The following is a 19,501-nucleotide window of genomic DNA, read 5'->3' as shown; positions in this document are numbered from 1 at the left end:
AAAAAAACGTAATCTTTAGAGCCAGAGGGTGTCTAGATAAGGTACACTCTATGAACTATATTATATAAAACAATTTTTGCAGGACAAACCACCATGAGAAAACTGCTTCCACTCTTTATTGGAATGGCACTAGGTAGTTTCAGCTCTTTAGCTGCTGCCGATGATCTAGCACAAGTCTATAACCAAGCTAAAGAAAATGACCCTCAGCTATTAAGAGCTGCTGCTACGAAAGATGCAGCGTTTGAAGCGGTAAACTCTTCGCAAAGTTCATTGTTACCTCAAATCGATTTAACTGCTGGTTACAACATTTTACGTAGTGATGAAGATCGTCGCGATAATGATCGCCTTACTGCAGGTATCAATCTTTCTCAAGAGCTATACCAACAATCTAGCTGGGTTAGCCTAGACATAGCTGAGAAAAGCGCTCGCCAAGCAGATTCAGCCTATGCCGCAGAACAACAAGGTGTCATTCTACGTGTCGCACAAGCTTACTTTGATGTATTGCGTGCCAACGATAACCTAGAATTTGTACGAGCAGAGAAAGCAGCCGTTGCTCGTCAACTTGAACAAACTAAACAACGCTTTGATGTTGGTCTATCAGCAATTACCGACGTACATGATGCACAAGCTCAATACGATAGCGTATTAGCAAATGAAGTATTAACAGAAAACCAATTGGTAAATAGCTACGAAGATTTACGAGTAATTACAGGCCAAGGCCATACTCACCTAAGCGTACTTGATACTAAACGCTTTTCAGCAAGCCCATCTGAGCAAACATCTGATAGCTTAATTGAAGAAGCACAAGAGAAAAACTTAAGCTTATTAGCCGCTCGTATCAGCGCTGATGTAGCAAAAGATAATATCTCTCTAGCAAGTTCAGGTCATATGCCATCTCTAACTTTTGATGCTGGCTATAATTACACTGACCAAAGTAACTCTGGCATCTCTGCAAATGATGGAAGCTACGGCGATATCAATGCGGGCATTAACCTATATATTCCACTGTACACTGGTGGTAATACAAGCTCACTAACAAGCCAAGCTGAATTCCAATATGTAGCAGCAAGCCAAGAGCTAGAAGCAACGTACCGTGATGTAACTAAAAACGTACGTGCATTTAATAACAACATCAATGCGTCAATTGGTGCTTTAAAAGCATACGAACAGACAGTTATCTCTGCACAATCAGCATTAGAAGCAACAGAAGCAGGTTTTGATGTTGGTACTCGTACTATTGTTGATGTATTAGACTCTACTCGTCGTTTATATGATGCAAACCGTAACTTAGCAAACGCTCGTTACGATTACATCATTAGCGTACTTCAGTTAAAACAAGCAGTTGGAACACTAAGCGAACAAGATATCATGGATATCAACATGGGCTTAAAAGCGAATAAGACGACGCAAACCAAATAAGTTGATATCAATTATGTAATTACTACATAATTAGTACACAAACAAAAAAGCCACATTACTATAATGTGGCTTTTCTTTTATGCGTTACGGATATTAACCGCGACCGCCTTTAATGGCTTCAATGATACCTGTTGTTGAACAGCCATCTTCAAAGTTTAATACTTTAACGTCACCACCCGCAGCAATCACTTCAGCACCACCAGCGATCTCTTCAATCGCGTAGTCGCCACCTTTAACCAATAGCGATGGTAATACTTGTGAGATCAATCGTTGTGGTGTGTCTTCAGAGAAAGGAACAACCCAATCAACTGCACCTAAACCAGCCAATACCGCCATGCGACGATCCGTTGGGTTAATAGGACGACCAGGACCTTTTAATCGTTGTACTGATTCATTAGTGTTTACAGCAACAATCAAACGGTCACCCAGTTCAGCAGCATGATTTAAATAAGAAACATGACCTGCATGTAAAATATCAAAACAACCATTTGTCATGACGACTTTCTCGCCACGAGCACGCGCTTGTTTTACAGCACTGATCAATTGTTCTTCACCGATAATACCAAAGCCAGAATCTTGGCTACCATGAATCGCTTCTGCAAGTTCAATGGTTGATAGCGTAGAAGTACCCAATTTACCAACAACAACACCCGCAGCGGCGTTTGCTAATGCGCACGCTTCATCTAGCGGTTTACCTGTTGATACTGATGCAGCCAATACTGAAATAACCGTATCACCAGCACCGGTCACATCAAATACTTCTCGTGCTTGAGTAGGTAAATGCAATGGTTCCATATTACGGCGTAGTAATGTCATACCATGTTCACTACGAGTAACAAGTAATGCTTCAAAATCAAACTCTTCGATAATCTGTTGGCCTTTTGCTACTAGATCATCTTCATCTTTAACTTTGCCAACGACCGTTTCAAATTCAAGCATATTAGGCGTTAATAACGTTGCACCACGGTAACGCTCAAAGTCTGCGCCTTTTGGATCAATAAACACAGGTACATTGACTTTACGTGCTTCTTGAATCATCAACTGAACGTGCTCTAAAGCGCCTTTCGCATAATCAGAAAGAACAACTGCTTTTACGCTTGATAGTGCTTGTTGCATACGACTAATAATTGGTTCTGCCGCAACATCATGGAAGCTATCTTCAAAATCCAAACGAATAAGTTGCTGGCCGCGACTCATCACTCGTAATTTAGTAATAGTTGGAAATTCAGGAAGAGCTACAAAGTCACAATGTACTTTTAATGACTCTAATGTTGTTGTTAACGCTTGCGCTGGCTCATCTTCACCAACCAATCCAACTAAGTGTGCATCACCACCTAATGCAGCAATATTCATTGCTACGTTTGCTGCACCACCTGGACGTTCTTCAATTTTTTCAACTTTAACAACAGGTACTGGTGCTTCTGGTGAAATACGACTCGTAGGGCCACCCCAGTAACGGTCAAGCATCACATCACCAACAATCAATACGCTTGATTGATCATAATTTGGAAGTGTCGGTTTCATTATTTTCTCCGGCAATAAATAGCAAACTATCCACCATTATTGGTTCGAGCTATTTATAAAAAATCTACTGTTACAAATGGTAGCATTTACGCAAGTTCTACGCCAACTTAGTCGTTTTAAACCTAACGTTAACTATTATTTAAGCCAATGCTCCCAAGCTTTTATTACGGCGTTTCTTTCATCACTGAATTTATCGTCTTCAACGTCGGCATCAAAACCGAGTAAATTACGATGATGTATTTCATTTCTTAATGTGCAATAAGCCTCAATGAGCTCATTTGCAGTGCCATTGTCCATCACATCTTGCTGAGCAAAACTTTCAAATATTCTAACGTTATCTGACCAATGGGTTAACTTTGGAAGCGTATGGCTGTATTTCAAGACAAGATATTGTGCCAAAAACTCAATATCTGTAATTCCCCCAGCATCTTGTTTAATCATGAAGCGATGTGCTTTTTTCCCACCAAGGTGATCACGCATTTTTTCTCGCATATCAAGAACATCTTGTTTTAGCTTTTCATCTTCTCGCTCTAAGCACAAAATCTCATGCCGCGTGGTTCTAAAAGCTTGTTGCAATTGTTCATCGCCATAAATCATACGAGCTCGAACCAAAGCTTGATGTTCCCATGTCCACGCATCTTCTCTTTGGTATTCATCAAACGCCTCACTCGTACTAACGAGCAAACCTGATGCGCCAGATGGACGCAAACGAGTATCCACTTCATACAAAATGCCTGATGCGGTACGAACTGAAAAAATATGAATAATGCGCTGCGCTAATCGTAAATAAAATTGGCGACCATCAATCTCTTTTTTACCATTGGTATATGTATTAACATCACAATCGTGCATGAATACGATATCAAGATCAGAGTTATAACCTAACTCCCATCCACCCACTTTACCATAACCAATAACCGCAAAACCTTTACTATCTCTACCTTCTAAATGAGAGGGTTCACCAAACTTCTCTGTTACTTGTAACCAAGCTTGGTTTACAACCGCTTCTACTATTGCTTCTGATAGATAAGTTAAGTGATCACTCACTTTCATTAACGATAACCCACCAGCAATGTCTGATGCAGCAATTCTAAGCAAGCATATTTGCTTAAACTGGCGCAACGCTTCCATTTGCTGTTCCATATCATCTTCAGGAATACGAGCTAAAAACTCGCGCAATTCGACTTTATATTGGCTTAATTCAATAGGATTATAGAGTTGGTTAATGTCCAATAGTTCATCTAATAATATTGGATATCGCGTTAATTGTTCTGCAACCATTGGACTTGCTGAACACAAACGAACTAAATGCTGCAGTGCTCCATTATGTTCATCCAATAGTTCAAGGTACGTTGTTCTAGTTGCAATGGCCTGAATCAATTTAGTTAAGCGAGGTAAAGTATCTGCTGCGTCTTCTCGCTGAATCACAATATTGAACAATTTCGGCATTAAATGCGTAATCGCATCTCGCCCTCTTGGACCTAAGGTTTTCTTTTTAAGCTCACCTTTAAAATCAATAATCTGATTAGTGAGTTGTACTGATTGCTCTGAATTGAGCTCTTCAAGAATGTGTTCTAGTACTTCTTTGTTATGAGCCATATCCCATAACTCACGGTAGGATGAATCGATACTGTTCTCTGACTCGTCGTCGTCATCGCCAATCAGGTCATGAAACACCGCATGAATTGACGTCATGTGTTGCTGTATTTCTGCATACAAGGTTGACCAATCTTGCATACCCATTGCAAAAGCTAAACGCATTTGATCTCTTTCATCATCAGGTAACGTCTGCGTTTGTTTATCATTGATGGCTTGCAACAGATTTTCTAAACGTCTTAAAAAGCAATATCCCGCGATCAAGGTATCAACATCTGAAACAGAAAGTTGCCCTAATTCTTTAATCGCAGATAAGGTTTCTAATAACCCACGACCACGTAATGACGGTTCACGCCCACCACGAATGAGTTGGAATACCTGAGCAATGAACTCAACTTCTCGAATACCACCTGCGCCTAATTTAATATTGTTACTTAATCCACGACGGCGGACTTCACTGGTGATCATAGATTTCATTCGACGTAATGCTTGAATGGCACCAAAATCAATATAGCGACGGAAAACAAAGGGACGCAGCATTTGGCGAAGTTCTTGATAATGGCTATACGTTTCTTTACCCATTACTCGCGCTTTTATCATTGCGTAACGTTCCCAGTCACGTCCTTGCTCTTGATAATAATCTTCCAACGCAGCGTAACTCATGACCAATGGTCCACTGTCTCCAAATGGGCGAAGTCGTAAATCAACTCGATAACAGAAACCATCAAAGGTTTTTTGATCTAATGCTTTAATCAGCTTTTGACCTAATCGAGTAAAAAATTGCGCATTGGCAATGCTACGGCGAGCGCCTTCTGTCTCACCATTTTCAGGATAAGTAAAAATCAAATCAATATCGGATGAGAAGTTCAACTCTCCACCACCCAATTTCCCCATACCAATAATGAGCATGGGTTGCTCTTCACCTTTCTCGTTCTTAGGTGTTCCCCAATCAATACACGCTTGCTTATATAACCATTGATAAGACTCAACAATTAGGGCTTCAGCCAGTAAAGATAAGTGAGATAAACTTTGCTCTAATGACCAATTGGATATTTCATTGTGAGCTAAATTAAAATCCTGCCATGCTATGTAACTCATCTCTCTACGACGAAAATAGCGAAGCTCCCGCATTAAGCTATTTTCATCGGTACATTTGACTAACTGGGCTTGTAATAACTCTCTATATTGTTCACTACGGCACTCCACCTCAAATAAGCTTGGAAAATGCTGACAAAGATATTCATCTTGTTCAAACGCTTCATGAAGAAAATCACTGCATCCCAAAGCTATCATTAATTGAGTTTTAAACGCTTCTGGCCACGATTGAATATGGTCAAGATATGTAAGCTCTTGCAAACGATGTTCAGCGAGAGAAAGTAGAGATGATGGCAAAGACATGATATTCCTTATCGAAAATTCCATTCATACCAATTCAAGCGAATAAATGAATCGGTTATGTTCACAAGCAAAGTAGCCATATACTTATTTGGATTAGTCACATAGTACATAGAGCAAATAACACTGTGCCAAATTTTAGTTTTAGCCGCAAACAAAAACGCCTACAACTGGAGTGTAGGCGTTATTAATTTTAAAACAGGATAGGCTAGATTTTAAAAACCTTCATTTTTGACTCTAACTCTTCTGCATTTTTCTGCATTTCTTCTGAGGTTTCAGTTAACTCAGTCATCACCACAACAGAAGCATCAACCAACTCTCTAACATTCGTTAGGTTTTGATCCATTTCCTCCGCAACACTGCTTTGCTGGTCGGCCGCACTTGCGATCTGAAAATTCATTTCGTTGATTTTATTTACTTGCTCAACAATACGATCGAGTTCAGATCCTGCATTCGTAACAAGTTCAACGCCTTCCGCAGCTTCAACTACGCTTTTTTCCATCAACTCTACTGCTTGATTAGCACTATTTTGAAGTTGCGTGATCATGTCTTGAATTTCGACTGTTGCTCCTTGAGTGCTTTGAGCAAGATTTCTCACTTCATCGGCAACAACTGCAAAACCACGGCCAGCATCACCAGCACGAGCAGCTTCAATTGCCGCATTAAGAGCAAGTAAGTTAGTTTGTTCTGAAATGCCACGAATGGTTTCAACAACAGAGCTAATAGAAACCACTCGTTCTTCAACTTGATTTACCACCTCTGCTGAGGCAGCAATATCGCCAGACAATGCTTGGATCTTAACAATTGTACTTTCTACAAACTCTTGACCAATCTTCGCTTGAGATTGAGCTTGCTCAGTTCCAATAGAGGCATTACGTGCATTCTCTGCCACATTTTGAACCGTTGAGTTCATTTCACTCATCGCTGTTGCTAGTTGGTCAATTTCTGCAAACTCCTCTTGAGCCGCTTCTTTTGTGCCTTCCATACTGATAGTCATGATTTCAGTTAGACCCGCTAGCTCTTGAGATGCTGATAACTGAGTCTCAACAACACTCTTTAGTTGTAATCGTGTTTTATTCAACTCTCTTGCTAAATCACCAAATTCATCTTTACAGTTCATCTCTACTGGCTCTGATAAATTTTGCTCCGCGATCTGCTTCATTGAGGTATTCAAATATTTCATTTGTCTCAACATAATGCTTGAAGCACCAAGTAAAATAACCATGAATGACACAATCATTGCCAAGGTTTGCCAGATCACTTGAGTGAGATAATCTTGATAATATTGTTCTGCAACACTGGCTGATTGAGAGGCCACAACAACCCAATTATGGTCTGGAACTTTCACCGCTGACTCATATCGAGTGTGATCAAGTAATGAATAGGTTTTATTAGAAGTGAGTTGTTCAAATACTTTCTGCAATGACCCACCGTCGTCTAACGATTGAGTCAAAGATGACAGTGATGTCGCTGATTGATGCCCAAAGACTTTACCTGTATCACGGTCAATCACATAAATGTAGTTACCGTCTTTCCACCCCTTAGCTTGAATTGTGATGGCTTCTGCAGCTAACTCTTTTCCTTCAGCGTTATAATTAAGTAGGCGATTAACAAGTTCAGCATTCGCCATTGCTGATTCTTGTGCTCGCTCTTTCTGAATAGTAATAACGGATTGATAAAATGTGTTTGCATCCCATAACTGTTTCGTTACCAATAATATAGTACTAAATACCATTAACATGACCAATTTTGGTACCAGTTTAATATCGGTGACTAGCCTTTCCCATGGCTTAAACGTTATTACTGACATAGTTTCTCCCGCAACCTTTCAGAATTAAATTTTTTAGTGCATGATAAAAATACTTCATGCAGATACACACATCACTTTTGTTTTTAACGGAAATGCATAAATAATTATGATGAATCATAACAAAGTTGACCTTAAACCGATGAGCTTAATGTCACTGATACTTTCCTTTTTATCGCTAATTGTGATCTCTAGCTTACTGTTTGTACCACTAGAACATAATAGCCGCACCATACTGATCGCACTTGATACTATTATCTGCGCACTCTTTTTATTTCAACTATCTCTAGACTTATTCCGTACAAAACATAAAACACAATACCTGAAAGAGCATTGGATAGATTTTGTTGCTAGCATTCCGATTATTGAACCTGTTCGCTATGCTCGTATTTTTCATATTTTGCGTGTTTTCCGTTTACTACGTTCTAGCCAATCATTACTAAAACAAATCCGTTCAAATCGTAAAGAAGCCACTATTGCCTCTATTTTAGTATTGATGGTCACGCTCATTTCTTTAGGTTCTGTCTTTATGCTGATGTTTGAAGGCAATAACCCTAATGCAAACATACAAACCGCAGGGGATGCTATATGGTGGGCCTTTGTAACCATTTCAACGGTTGGTTATGGCGATCATTATCCAATAACAGTGGCTGGTAAAATTTTAGCCGTAATGATTATTCTATCGGGTGTTGGTATTTTCGGTATGATCTCAGGCTTAATAACATCGATCATTACAGAGCCTGCGAAACTAGAGCAAAGACGGCATGAGCAACAAGAAAAGCGAGAAAGAGATGAAAAAATCAATTTACTCTTACAACAGCAAGCTGAAATTCTGAAAAAAATTGAGTTAATGGAAAATAAAAAAGAGAAGTAATCAGCCCTAATATAGGGTGATGACTTCTCTTCTCTGTTAGGTCTAACTCTTAGTTAACTAAGAACTAGTATGGCTATTGCCAATAAGGAGGATACTCAAGTCCTGCACGACGAGTTTGCTCCATAGCATGCAAGATTGATCGCTCTTGGCGCAACAACCAACGCCCAAGTTGCTCTTTCTCTTCTTCATCTTCCAGAAGCTGAACTCGTGAACGTAATGGCTCTAAACTCATCAAATCACCAATACCTTGCAATAAATCCAGCCAAGGCAATCGGAATCCTTTTCTTCGCTCTTCATCATAAATTAGAGCAAAGCAAGTTCCTGTCATCAAATTACGACGCAAACGCATTTTCTGTTTAAAGTAATCAACAGGTAATAATTGGTTCTCTGTAGAAAATGCAGAGTCTAACGCCTCCCAAGTACGATCAAGCAATATACCTGAATGACTATCGATAGACTCTTGCAACACTTGACGTTTTTTATCATCAAGGAAAGGCTGCCAATCACGAGTTAATATCCAACGACTTAAATCAAGTAAGAGACCACAATAACGAGCCGACATTAATAATTTCATCATTTCATCGGTTGTAGGTAATGCTTCTGCACTCTCTTTTAAGCTAGCAACTAAAAACTTACGAGCATCTAGTTTTCTTAATACATTGCCTTTTTCTTCAATTAAATACTCAAGGTGTTCAGATTCATCCAGCCAGTGCAACTCTTCTTCTAACCACTTTAGCTCTTGGCGTAATAATTCACTGGCTCGTTTAGGTACCATTTCACCAAATACCAAGAAGATTTGTCGCAAGAATGCGATAGCAATGCGAATTTCTTGTAGTGCTAATTTATCCTGAGTATCGATATAAATTTGTTCATGATAATGCCAATGTGACAATGCATGCTCTAGAGAATTAACAAAGCACGTTTCTACACTATCACTTGATTCGGTTCTTACTAAGGTTAACGGTTTTACGCTATCCGCAGGCGTATCCATCGCTAAACGATACCCTTTTGCCGCTTTACTTTGGTTGCCCAATCGCATTCCGCCAGAGCTACACAAATCACGAGCTAGGGTAAATAATGCATCAGTTTGACCCGATTTCAGTTCTAACTCCACTTCACAAATCGGTGTAGTTTTATCACCTGAAATCACTTCACCTTGGTCAAATGCCAATTCAATTTCACTGCCATCAGGCATAGCAACTAACCATTGTTGACGAACAAAATTGGTAGAAAAAAGAGGAGAAAGTTGCTGCTGAAGATCTTCTAAAGCAATGTCATCTGGCCATGCATCGGAAGGATGTAAATAGACATTTGGAATGTCAGAATCATGATCTGCATTGTATTCTGGTCGTTGATGCAAACCGGCAACAACTCTTCCCGCAGTCTTTAATGTTTGAATGCGTTCATCATTAAATCGTCGGATTCTAAGTCCAGTATCATGCTTACGAAGATGCTGTTCAGGAGTATCAAAATAGATGTTTCCTAGGTTAAGACAGCTTTGTTCTATGACTTTCGCGCCTGAAATTTTGTCTATAATAGTGTCTACAAACTCAGGAAATACAAAAAATTTCAATTCTATTTCAGTTTCCATAATGACCTCATAACCGTTGTCTTTCCAAGGATATGGCTTAAACTGTTCGGTATCAAGCAAGAAATAATGCCCAAACCATGATCTAAAGTAGTTTTATTGAGTCTAGGATTGGGTTAACATTCGCGCCTTTATGGCCATCGTCTAACAAATCACCATTAGGTGCTTGTTTTATAGGTTAAGAAACCATGCCAGTAAATACTATTATGGGGTTATTCGCAAAGTCCCCTATGAAACCTTTGCAGCGTCACGTTGTTTGTGTCAATGAATGCTGCTCACTTCTTGTTCCGTTTTTCGAAACGTGCACAAAAGGTGATTGGGAAAAAGCGAATGAAATTCGTACGCAGATTTCTCATTTAGAGAAAGAAGCGGATGTATTAAAACGTGAAATCCGTTTGAAGCTTCCACGCGGTTTATTCATGCCAGTTGATCGTACCGATATGCTTGGTCTTTTAACTCAGCAAGATAAACTTGCTAACTTAGCTAAAGATATTGCTGGCCGCGTTGTTGGTCGCCAACTTGAAATTCCAAGCTCCATGCAGGATGCATTTTTAGCTTATGTTCAACGCTGTTTAGATGCTGCTAGTCAAGCACAAGAAGTAATCAGCGAATTGGACGAGCTATTGGAAACAGGCTTTAAAGGACGTGAAGTCACTTTGGTTGCAGAGATGATCAATAAATTAGATATCATTGAAGATGATACTGATGAATTGCAAATTAAACTGCGCCAACAACTCATGAGCATCGAACACAAGTACAATCCGATCGATGTTATGTTCCTTTATAAAATCCTTGAGTGGGTTGGCGGCATTGCCGACCAAGCACAACGTGTTGGTTCTCGTTTAGAACTAATGCTATCTCGCTCATAAGTTTGTGATTCAGTAACAGGTAATACAATGGATATTCTTGCTAACTACGGCACGACCCTTATTTTAATCGCAGCCTTCTTTGGCTTCCTTATGGCTATTGGTATTGGTGCAAATGATGTTGCCAATGCAATGGGCACATCTGTAGGGTCTAAAGCACTAACAGTAAAACAAGCAATCATCATTGCTATGATCTTCGAATTTGCAGGGGCATACCTTGCAGGTGGTGAGGTTACAGATACAATCCGCAAAGGGGTAATTGATACCTCTCTATTCGCTAGCCAACCTGAAGTTTTAGTTTACGGTATGATGTCAGCACTACTTGCTGCTGGTACTTGGCTATTACTTGCTTCTTACATGGGCTGGCCAGTATCCACAACTCACTCAATCATTGGTGCTATCATTGGTTTCGCGTGTGTTGCTGTTGGTACTGAAGCGGTTGATTGGAGCTCTGTTCAAGGTATCGTTGGTAGCTGGTTAGTTACCCCGCTTATCTCTGGTATCTTTGCTTATATGATCTTTATCAGTGCTCAACGACTGATATTCGATACAGATAAGCCACTGATGAATGCGAAACGTTTTGTTCCTGTTTACATGTTCATTACGACTATGGTTATTGCACTTGTTACGATCAAAAAAGGTCTAAAACATGTTGGCTTACACCTAAGTAATGGTGAGGCATGGATTGCTTCTGCAGGTATCTCTGCATTAGTAATGGTTGGTGGTTACATGTATATTTCTCGTAAATTTGCAAACACTGTAAACGATGAGAAAGACAGCCGTGGTTTTACTGGCGTAGAAAGTATCTTCAGTACTCTAATGGTTATCACAGCGTGTGCGATGGCTTTCGCTCACGGTTCAAACGATGTTGCTAATGCGATTGGTCCTCTATCAGCGGTTGTTTCAACAGTTGAGCACATGGGCGAAATCACAGCGAAAAGCACCATTGCTTGGTGGATTCTTCCATTAGGTGGTATCGGTATTGTTGTTGGTCTTGCGACTTTAGGTCACAAAGTAATGGCAACAGTTGGTACTGGTATTACAGAACTGACTCCTAGCCGTGGTTTTGCTGCTCAATTAGCAACAGCATCAACGGTTGTATTAGCGTCAGGTACTGGTCTTCCAATCTCAACAACACAAACATTAGTTGGTGCGGTTCTAGGTGTAGGTTTTGCACGTGGTATTGGCGCACTAAACTTAGGTGTTGTTCGTAACATTGTTGCATCTTGGGTTGTTACTCTACCTGCAGGTGCGTTATTAGCGGTAGTTTTCTACTACGCAATGCAAGCGATCTTTGGTATCGGCGCATAAGCTTAATCAATTTTGCAACAATGGCACAAAGAGGAGAGTAATATCTCCTCTTTTCTTGCATCTGGGCCCAATTATTTTTAGTATCTATAGCTTCGTTTGAATCGATAAGATATCAACACTTGGTGATCTCAAAATGATTCAGGGTCCATTTTTCAAAGGAATATTATTGTGAAGCATTTTATTAGCCTGATTCTACTTGCTTGGGCTATTGCTGCGCCAGCACAAGCTCAAACTCGTTATATTTCTGATAACCTGTTTACTTACATGCATTCAGGTCCAAGCAACCAATACAAAATTATTGGTAGTGTTAATGCGGGTGATCGAATCACTCAATTGGCAAGTAACAGAAGTACTGGTTTTACGCAAATCGTAGATACTAAAGGCCGTAAAGGCTGGGTTGAAAGTAAGTTTGTTTCTCGTCAAGCAGGTTTAGGTGAGCGTTTACCAAAAGTTGAACAAGAACTGGCTACAGTTAAAACACAACTGGCTAACGCTCGTAAAGCGGCTAACAATGAAAAAGCAGGGTTAGCTGATAGCTTGGAACAACGTAATAAACAAATTCAAGATTTAGAGCAAAGCTACAGCGATGTAAATAATCAGCTAATTAGCTCTCAAACAGAAGTTCGTGAACTACGAGCTAAACTTGATACACAAAAAGAAGACCTACTACTAAAATACTTTATGTACGGTGGTGGTGTCGCTGGTATCGGTCTACTGTTTGGTTTATTACTGCCACACATGATCCCAAGTCGTAAGAAGAAACCAAATGGTTGGTCTTAATCGATAAGTTTTATGTCATAAAAAAGCTCAGACTATTCTGAGCTTTTTTGTATGTGTTACAAATTACCCTTTCCATTCATACAGAGCAGGAATTTCAATTTTCTGCCCTTTAAATTCAACAACCACGTTTCTTGGGTTAATTTCTAACAAAGAAATATTCGATGTAATGTGTCCACCAATATTCACTTCTGTCCCATTAACTTTTACCCAACGGCGGCTTGGTTTCGACGTGTAGTTATGCGTTTGAAAATTCATTGCAGGTAAACGCCCGATAAATTGAGCTGCATTTTTATCTAATGCGACAACACCAGAATAAGTATCTGACGACTCTTCAACTTCTGACTCAACATAATCATTCTCAGGATCATTCAATATTGATTCAAATCGAGCGGCTAATTCTGGAGATAACCCTGACAGATCCAACTCATTTACATTGAAATCATCAGACTCTTCCATGCTTTTATTTTTTACAGGCATCCTTGTTTCAGGTTCTGAAACCAAAGGAGCTTCAGTCGTATTACTCCTATCTTTAACAGACGAAACTAATGCGAGTTTCGTTGCCTGAATAGGTAATTTTTGAGTATCTACCTCTGGAAATGAAAGCTCTGTATAGGTCGAAGGTGGCATAATTATCTCTTGTTGCTGAGCTTGGTAATAAGGCCAAGCTATATACGCACTAAGCGATAACGGAGGTAAAATAATAATTGCTCCAATGAGTACCGGAGATATCGATTTCGACAACATATTAATCTTCTCCTTGTAATAACGGAGCATTTGCATTGGTAACACTATCTAACCACATCAAGGTACTAGAACCAGCAATTCCATCCTCTTTCAAACCAAAAATTTCCTGAAACTGTTTTACTTGTTGTTCCGTTTTTTCATCGAAGCGATCCGACTCAACCATTGGCTGCTCTAATGCGGTTGAAAGTAAGTGATTTAAAGCAAAAATGGCTGCACCTTCGTCGCCTTTTCGCATTGCGCGTTCTGTTATTATTGGCTTTTGCCATAATTGCACGTATGCCCCATTCCAGTGGCGACTAAACCATTGATGTGAGACTTCCACACGCTTAGAAGGAAGCAACAACTCAACACCTTTAGAGCTCACACGATATACAATAGCTAGCAGACCTTCGCCAGAATATTCTTGTAACCAAACAACCGCAGGACGATTCACAGCAAGCAAATCATTTAAAGATCCATTGTCATCTAAACAATATAATTGCGCACGTTTTGCATTGGTACAGTTAGCTTGGAATGAATTGACAGAGTAGCCCCATACGGAAAGTAACTGTTTAAATGCATCAGATTGATCATGAAACCCCACTAAAGGCGCTTCAACAACTGGTTCTTGTATTGGAAAATGCTTATCTAAATAACTAGGCAGCATAGAATAAATGCCAAAGCACAACAAAGCCGATACACCGATAGCGGCTAACGGAATAAAGCGACGCGCTTGAATATTTATAGATGAATGTTCAGTAGTAGAAGCAACTTGCCAGTCAAGAACCAACTCACTTGCTTTTTTAAGCGCCGCTTGATCTACTTTTTGATTGCCATTTTGATAGCTCACCCACAGTGCTTTATCACATAATAAGTTAACTAAACGAGGTATCCCATTTGAATACTGAGCAATTTTCTTAATTAATGGGGGGGAGAAAAGTGTGGTATCTCCGCCAGCAACATTCAAACGATGAGTAATATAATGCTCAATTTCTTGAGGCGTTAAAGGCAGTAAATGATACCTTGCCGTAATTCGCTGCGCTAATTGTCGTAAGTTAGTTTGCTGGAGTTTTTGTTGTAACTCTGGTTGACCAATTAGTAAGACTTTTAATAACTTATCGCTATCGGTTTCAAAGTTTGTTAATAAACGCAACTGCTCAAGAACATCAGGACCGAGATGCTGAGCTTCGTCGATAGCAACAATGGTCTGATAACCTTTTTCGTTTTCACTTTTTAAGTAGTGAACAATGTTATCGGTTAGCTGCTTTAATGAAGCAAGAGAAGAATAAGCAATTTCAAATTCATCACAAATCGCTTCCAATAGCTCTTGAGCACTAAACATAGGGTTTAAAATTAAAGCTAAATTCACCTTTTTATCTAACTGAGAAAATAACGCTCTTGAAACTGTTGTTTTACCAGTCCCTACCTCTCCTGTTAATAATGCAAAACCACCACCTTGCCCTAAACCAGATAATAGGTAATTCAATGCTTCTTTATGACGATCACTTAAATAAAGAAATCGCGCATTTGGTGTCATTGAAAATGGCAGCTCATTAAAGCCAAAAAAATCTTGGTACATAAGGTTAAATCTATCCTAATCGGCTCAACAAAAACAAAGCATGGGAATAAAAAGTCGAAAAACTCTATTTGCACGGTATCATTGGATGTAAGAAAGTAAAGAAAGTTCTCTTTATCTTGGCAGCGATTAGGACAAAACGTGAAAATTTATTTAGTTGGTGGTGCAGTTCGAGATTCACTTCTCAATATTGACGTAAAAGATAAGGATTGGGTTGTTGTTGGGTCTACTCCACAAGAAATGGGATCTCTAGGTTATCAAACCGTTGGACAAGATTTCCCTGTATTCCTGCACCCGAAAACTAAAGAAGAATACGCCCTCGCACGAACCGAACGAAAAAGTGGCCAAGGCTATAAAGGATTTACCTGTTACGCTGAACCAGACGTTACATTAGAAGAAGATTTATTACGCCGAGACCTTACCATAAATGCCATCGCTCAAGCTGATAATGGTGAACTCATCGACCCTTATAACGGCCAACAAGACATTATAGACCGCACACTTCGTCACGTATCTGATGCATTTACAGAAGATCCCTTACGAGTTCTGCGTGTAGCTCGTTTTGCTGCTCGTTTTCACCATCTAGGCTTTACGATTGCCCATGAAACCATGAACTTAATGAAAGTGTTAGTGGATAGTGGTGAACTCTCTCATTTAACGGCTGAGCGAGTATGGCAAGAATGGCAAAAATCATTATCTAGCCAGCACCCTGAAATCTTTCTTTCTACGCTAAAAGAGTGTGGTGCTCTTGCTATTGTACTACCTGAACTCAATGCTTTATTTGGTGTACCACAACCAGAAAAGTGGCACCCTGAAATTGATTCGGGGATTCACACTCTAATGGTTGCTCAGCAAGCGGCTCTATTAAGCCAAGACTTACCAACTCGCTTTGCAGCACAAGTGCATGACCTTGGGAAAGGTGTCACGCCAGAATCAGAATGGCCAAGCCATAAATTGCATTGCCATACAGGTATAAAACTGATTAAAAGATTGTGTGATCGTGTTCGTGTTCCAAATGACTATCGAGATCTTGCTCTATTAGTATGCGAACATCACTCTAATATCCACAGAGCAGCAGAATTACGAGCACAAACCTTCATTAAAATATTCGATAAAATGGATGTATGGCGTAAACCAGAGCGCTTAGCTCCTATACTACTTTGCTGCCAAGCTGATCATGCAGGAAGGTTGGGGTTAGAAACTCAGCCTTACCCACAAAAACAACGTTTTGAAGCAGCATTTGATGCAGCAAAGAATGTGGAAGTGAAAGATGTGGTTGCGGCAGGATTTAAAGGCCAGGAGATCAGATACGAGTTAAATAAAAGACGAATTGAAGCGGTAAAGGATAAGTTAGATATCAAATAAGCTATACGCTACGCTGACTAGAAACTAGAACGCTTCGCTCTAGAGACTATAAAAGCCAAGGTTTCAGGTTTCAGGTTTCAGGTTTCAGGAAAATAAAACCGAATACACCCGAAACCTGCAAACATAGTATCTTGAAGCCTAGAACATCGTCACTCCAGCAATACTTGCTCTTATCGTTTCTAGTTAGCGAAGCGTATAGTCTCTAGTCTCTAGTCTCTAGTCTCTAGTCTCTAGTCTCTAGTCTCTAGTGCAAAGCTAACCATAACAATAGGCTTGAACCTAATAAGATACGGTAGATAACAAACGGCATCATTCCCATACTTGAAATCAGCTTCAAAAAGAAATGAATACAGATATAAGCACTAATAAAAGAAACAATCACACCAGTACTTAATAAGCCTAAGTGAATTGAAATATCACTCATTGCCAATTTAAGACCAAGATAAGATCCAGCAAGTGTAATAATTGGAATGGACATTAGGAAAGAAAAACGTGCCGCAGCCTCACGAGTAAATCCAAGATACAACGCTGCGGTAATTGTGATTCCTGAGCGAGAAGTTCCAGGAATCATCGCCATTGCCTGAGCAATGCCTAAAAATAACGCCTTTTTCCACGTCATCTGGTATTCATCTTTTGCTAGCGTCGCATTCTTATCAACCCACCAAAGCAATAAACCAAAAACAATCGTTGTTGCAGCAATAACCCATGCACTACGTAAATATATTTCAATAAAATCTTTAAATAGTAAGCCAAATAAAGCCGCTGGAATCGTAGCTAACACGATTAACCAAGCCAAATTTGATTCCTTGTTATGCTCTTTTTTTACAATAGAACCTACCCAAGCGGTTAATAATGTCACCACTTCTTTTCTAAAGTAGATAACCACCGCAGCTAATGTGCCAACATGAACTGCAACATCAAAAGCTAAACCTTGATCTGGCCAACCTAAAATTGCAGAAGGTAAAATTAAATGAGCTGAACTTGAGATAGGTAAAAACTCTGTGAATCCTTGCAGAAGAGCAAGAAAGAAAGCTTCAAAGTACGTCATGATATTCCATTAAGACCTTAAGTTAATTAACGCGGGTTTGAGTGATTGATTGTGAGTGAAATGATTCCATATCTCACTAATAGTTGTTTTTGTACCAGGTACAATTAAATCAGGGTTAAGCTCAACAAGAGGTAAAATAGCAAATGCAAACTTAAATAGATCCTCTCTCGGTAATTTAGGATCATCATTTGAGATCACATCACCATACAACAAAATATCCAGATCTAACGTTCGATCTTGATTCTTTTGTGCATTAGGTAATCTTCCCCATTTTAGTTCAATCGCACGTAATCGAGCTGCAAGTTCACTTAATGAACACGTAACTTCTAACTCAGCGACTAAATTAAAAAAATTATTACTTGAAAAGCCTACGGGCTCAGCCTCATATACGGTTGATATTTGAGTTATGTTTCCTAACAGCTTTAACTCATCTATCGCAGCCTTTACATGCTTTTCTGGTTCAATATTGGAGCCAATGCCAATATAGGTTGTGATCATTTACTTCCTCGCTCAATCACAACGCCGACGCTATGCGCATTTACAACTGCACCTGGCTTAGATAAATGAATTCGAACCCAAGGAACAGAAAAACGAGTCATGATTAGCTCGGCAATTTCTTCAGCTACACGTTCAACTAATAAAAATCGACCATTTTGAATATATTCTGTTACCGCTTCGCTCACTTCAGCGTAATTTAAACAATGCTCAACATCGTCCGATTTTGCCGCTGGTTTGTTATCGTGAGCCATATCAATATCTAATACGAGCTTTTGTTTAATTCCTTGTTCCCATTCATAAACACCAATGGTGGTAATTACTTCAAGCTGTTTTATAAATACTAAATCCATCTTTGATCACACTTTTTATTAAGAGGTCGGATACCCATCAAAAGAAAAACAACGTAATATTGATATTACTTTGCTTAATGTGTCGAGCAATATACTATAAAAATGATTTCTGATCGCTCTCGATCGCTTAAATTAAGGCTCATTCATGACCCCTCTTGCACTAATTATGATCATCATCGCCTATCTGCTAGGATCGATCTCTAGTGCGGTTTTAATTTGCCGATTAAAAGGCTTACCTGACCCTCGAACCTCTGGCTCACATAATCCAGGTGCCACTAATGTATTTAGAATTGGTGGAAGAAGTGCTGCAGGGCTAGTCCTCTTATGCGATATCCTAAAAGGAATGTTACCAGTATGGGGTGGTTACTTTCTTGAAATAAATCCTTTTATGCTTGGTATCATTGCGATCTCTGCTTGCTTAGGTCACATGTACCCGCTCTTTTTCCATTTTAAAGGTGGTAAAGGTGTTGCGACCGCTCTTGGAGCATTAGCCCCGATAGGATTAGATTTAACAGGAATGTTATTTGGTTGCTGGGTCGTCACTGTACTTGTAACTGGATACTCTTCATTAGCTTCAATGATCACCGCTTTACTTGCCCCTCTATTTACTTGGCTTGTAAAACCTCAATATACCTTACCTGTTGCTATGCTCTCTTGCTTAATTGTTTTAAAGCACCATGAAAATATAAAACGTTTCTTTGAAGGCAAAGAGACAAAAATATGGCAAAGAAAAAGGGACTAAATAGCCCCTTTATATAGATAACGATCTTTTATGATCCAA

Annotated in this window: 16 protein-coding genes; 7 read left to right on the top strand and 9 right to left on the bottom strand. The window is 39.5% G+C overall.

The window, feature by feature from the left end; genetic code table 11:
- The first annotated feature begins 93 nt into the window (after positions 1–93).
- Positions 94–1,419 (top strand): outer membrane channel protein TolC, encoded by a 1,326-nt coding sequence (gene tolC, locus HC728_RS03965; RefSeq protein WP_012533958.1) that lies wholly within the window; start codon positions 94–96, stop codon positions 1,417–1,419.
- A gap of 93 nt (positions 1,420–1,512) precedes the next feature.
- On the opposite strand, the gene hldE is transcribed toward tolC, so the two are convergent.
- From hldE to HC728_RS03950, 3 genes are all read right to left on the bottom strand, one after another.
- Complete coding sequence (hldE, locus tag HC728_RS03960; RefSeq protein ID WP_065623499.1) at positions 1,513–2,943, bottom strand: bifunctional D-glycero-beta-D-manno-heptose-7-phosphate kinase/D-glycero-beta-D-manno-heptose 1-phosphate adenylyltransferase HldE; 1,431 nt, start codon at positions 2,941–2,943, stop codon at positions 1,513–1,515.
- Positions 2,944–3,078: 135 nt separating this feature from the next.
- The gene (gene glnE / locus HC728_RS03955; protein ID WP_190395133.1) at positions 3,079–5,937 is read right to left on the bottom strand and encodes a bifunctional [glutamate--ammonia ligase]-adenylyl-L-tyrosine phosphorylase/[glutamate--ammonia-ligase] adenylyltransferase; all 2,859 of its coding nucleotides are present in this window, start codon (positions 5,935–5,937) and stop codon (positions 3,079–3,081) included.
- Between the two features lie 205 nt (positions 5,938–6,142).
- Positions 6,143–7,744, bottom strand: coding sequence for a methyl-accepting chemotaxis protein (locus HC728_RS03950; protein ID WP_190395132.1), 1,602 nt, complete (start codon positions 7,742–7,744; stop codon positions 6,143–6,145).
- A gap of 106 nt (positions 7,745–7,850) precedes the next feature.
- On the opposite strand from HC728_RS03950, the gene HC728_RS03945 reads away from it, so the two are divergent.
- A complete protein-coding gene (locus HC728_RS03945; protein WP_012532909.1) occupies positions 7,851–8,615 on the top strand; it encodes an ion transporter in 765 nt (254 codons plus the stop codon).
- Positions 8,616–8,688: 73 nt separating this feature from the next.
- Here the strand turns inward: HC728_RS03945 and HC728_RS03940 are convergent, their stop codons facing one another.
- The gene (locus HC728_RS03940; RefSeq protein WP_005420998.1) at positions 8,689–10,206 is read right to left on the bottom strand and encodes an inorganic triphosphatase; all 1,518 of its coding nucleotides are present in this window, start codon (positions 10,204–10,206) and stop codon (positions 8,689–8,691) included.
- A 185-nt stretch (positions 10,207–10,391) separates the two neighbouring features.
- Between HC728_RS03940 and HC728_RS03935 the strand changes: the two genes are divergently transcribed.
- The 3 genes from HC728_RS03935 (at position 10,392) to HC728_RS03925 (ending at position 13,160) form a co-directional block, all read left to right on the top strand.
- Positions 10,392–11,072 carry a TIGR00153 family protein gene (locus HC728_RS03935; RefSeq protein ID WP_005421000.1) on the top strand — a complete coding sequence of 227 codons (681 nt, stop codon included), beginning with the start codon at positions 10,392–10,394 and terminating at the stop codon, positions 11,070–11,072.
- Positions 11,073–11,099: 27 nt separating this feature from the next.
- The gene (locus tag HC728_RS03930; protein WP_005421003.1) at positions 11,100–12,380 is read left to right on the top strand and encodes an inorganic phosphate transporter; all 1,281 of its coding nucleotides are present in this window, start codon (positions 11,100–11,102) and stop codon (positions 12,378–12,380) included.
- Between the two features lie 168 nt (positions 12,381–12,548).
- Positions 12,549–13,160 carry a TIGR04211 family SH3 domain-containing protein gene (locus HC728_RS03925; protein WP_012533660.1) on the top strand — a complete coding sequence of 204 codons (612 nt, stop codon included), beginning with the start codon at positions 12,549–12,551 and terminating at the stop codon, positions 13,158–13,160.
- A 63-nt stretch (positions 13,161–13,223) separates the two neighbouring features.
- Here the strand turns inward: HC728_RS03925 and HC728_RS03920 are convergent, their stop codons facing one another.
- Together HC728_RS03920 and HC728_RS03915 are read right to left on the bottom strand one after the other, a co-directional pair.
- Complete coding sequence (locus HC728_RS03920) at positions 13,224–13,904, bottom strand: general secretion pathway protein GspB (RefSeq protein WP_065597658.1); 681 nt, start codon at positions 13,902–13,904, stop codon at positions 13,224–13,226.
- 1 nt (position 13,905) lies between these two features.
- Positions 13,906–15,462 carry an ExeA family protein gene (locus tag HC728_RS03915; protein WP_190395131.1) on the bottom strand — a complete coding sequence of 519 codons (1,557 nt, stop codon included), beginning with the start codon at positions 15,460–15,462 and terminating at the stop codon, positions 13,906–13,908.
- A 138-nt stretch (positions 15,463–15,600) separates the two neighbouring features.
- Here HC728_RS03915 and HC728_RS03910 point away from each other — a divergent pair, with 138 nt between their 5' ends.
- On the top strand, positions 15,601–16,824 hold the full coding sequence (locus HC728_RS03910; protein WP_065604419.1) for a multifunctional CCA addition/repair protein: 1,224 nt from the start codon (positions 15,601–15,603) through the stop codon (positions 16,822–16,824).
- Positions 16,825–17,068: 244 nt separating this feature from the next.
- Here HC728_RS03910 and HC728_RS03905 read toward each other — a convergent pair whose 3' ends face one another.
- The 3 genes from HC728_RS03905 to folB are packed head-to-tail and all read right to left on the bottom strand — an operon-like array spanning position 17,069 to position 18,720.
- Positions 17,069–17,872, bottom strand: a complete 804-nt coding sequence (locus tag HC728_RS03905) for an undecaprenyl-diphosphate phosphatase (RefSeq protein WP_065597661.1) — start codon at positions 17,870–17,872, stop codon at positions 17,069–17,071.
- Positions 17,873–17,881: 9 nt separating this feature from the next.
- On the bottom strand, positions 17,882–18,370 hold the full coding sequence (gene folK, locus HC728_RS03900) for a 2-amino-4-hydroxy-6-hydroxymethyldihydropteridine diphosphokinase (protein ID WP_065597662.1): 489 nt from the start codon (positions 18,368–18,370) through the stop codon (positions 17,882–17,884).
- A complete protein-coding gene (gene folB / locus HC728_RS03895) occupies positions 18,367–18,720 on the bottom strand; it encodes a bifunctional dihydroneopterin aldolase/7,8-dihydroneopterin epimerase (RefSeq protein WP_005421018.1) in 354 nt (117 codons plus the stop codon). Before folB ends, folK begins: the two co-directional genes overlap by 4 nt.
- 145 nt (positions 18,721–18,865) lie before the next feature.
- On the opposite strand from folB, the gene plsY reads away from it, so the two are divergent.
- Positions 18,866–19,462: a glycerol-3-phosphate 1-O-acyltransferase PlsY gene (plsY, locus tag HC728_RS03890; protein ID WP_005421021.1), complete on the top strand. Its 597-nt coding sequence runs from the start codon at positions 18,866–18,868 to the stop codon at positions 19,460–19,462.
- Positions 19,463–19,501 lie beyond the last annotated feature (39 nt).

This window comes from Aliivibrio sp. S10_S31 (genome assembly GCF_014694495.1).
Taxonomy (GTDB): Bacteria; Pseudomonadota; Gammaproteobacteria; order Enterobacterales; family Vibrionaceae; genus Aliivibrio; species Aliivibrio fischeri.
This window is presented reverse-complemented; position numbering and strand designations above follow the sequence as displayed.

Coding starts and splice junctions, on each gene's coding strand:
- tolC (WP_012533958.1), top strand. CDS start 94: ATGAGAAAACTGCTTCCACTCTTTATTGGAATGGCACTAGGTAGTTTC.
- hldE (WP_065623499.1), bottom strand. CDS start 2,943: ATGAAACCGACACTTCCAAATTATGATCAATCAAGCGTATTGATTGTT.
- glnE (WP_190395133.1), bottom strand. CDS start 5,937: ATGTCTTTGCCATCATCTCTACTTTCTCTCGCTGAACATCGTTTGCAA.
- HC728_RS03950 (WP_190395132.1), bottom strand. CDS start 7,744: ATGTCAGTAATAACGTTTAAGCCATGGGAAAGGCTAGTCACCGATATT.
- HC728_RS03945 (WP_012532909.1), top strand. CDS start 7,851: ATGATGAATCATAACAAAGTTGACCTTAAACCGATGAGCTTAATGTCA.
- HC728_RS03940 (WP_005420998.1), bottom strand. CDS start 10,206: ATGGAAACTGAAATAGAATTGAAATTTTTTGTATTTCCTGAGTTTGTA.
- HC728_RS03935 (WP_005421000.1), top strand. CDS start 10,392: ATGCCAGTAAATACTATTATGGGGTTATTCGCAAAGTCCCCTATGAAA.
- HC728_RS03930 (WP_005421003.1), top strand. CDS start 11,100: ATGGATATTCTTGCTAACTACGGCACGACCCTTATTTTAATCGCAGCC.
- HC728_RS03920 (WP_065597658.1), bottom strand. CDS start 13,904: ATGTTGTCGAAATCGATATCTCCGGTACTCATTGGAGCAATTATTATT.
- HC728_RS03915 (WP_190395131.1), bottom strand. CDS start 15,462: ATGTACCAAGATTTTTTTGGCTTTAATGAGCTGCCATTTTCAATGACA.
- HC728_RS03905 (WP_065597661.1), bottom strand. CDS start 17,872: ATGACGTACTTTGAAGCTTTCTTTCTTGCTCTTCTGCAAGGATTCACA.
- folK (WP_065597662.1), bottom strand. CDS start 18,370: ATGATCACAACCTATATTGGCATTGGCTCCAATATTGAACCAGAAAAG.
- folB (WP_005421018.1), bottom strand. CDS start 18,720: ATGGATTTAGTATTTATAAAACAGCTTGAAGTAATTACCACCATTGGT.
- plsY (WP_005421021.1), top strand. CDS start 18,866: ATGACCCCTCTTGCACTAATTATGATCATCATCGCCTATCTGCTAGGA.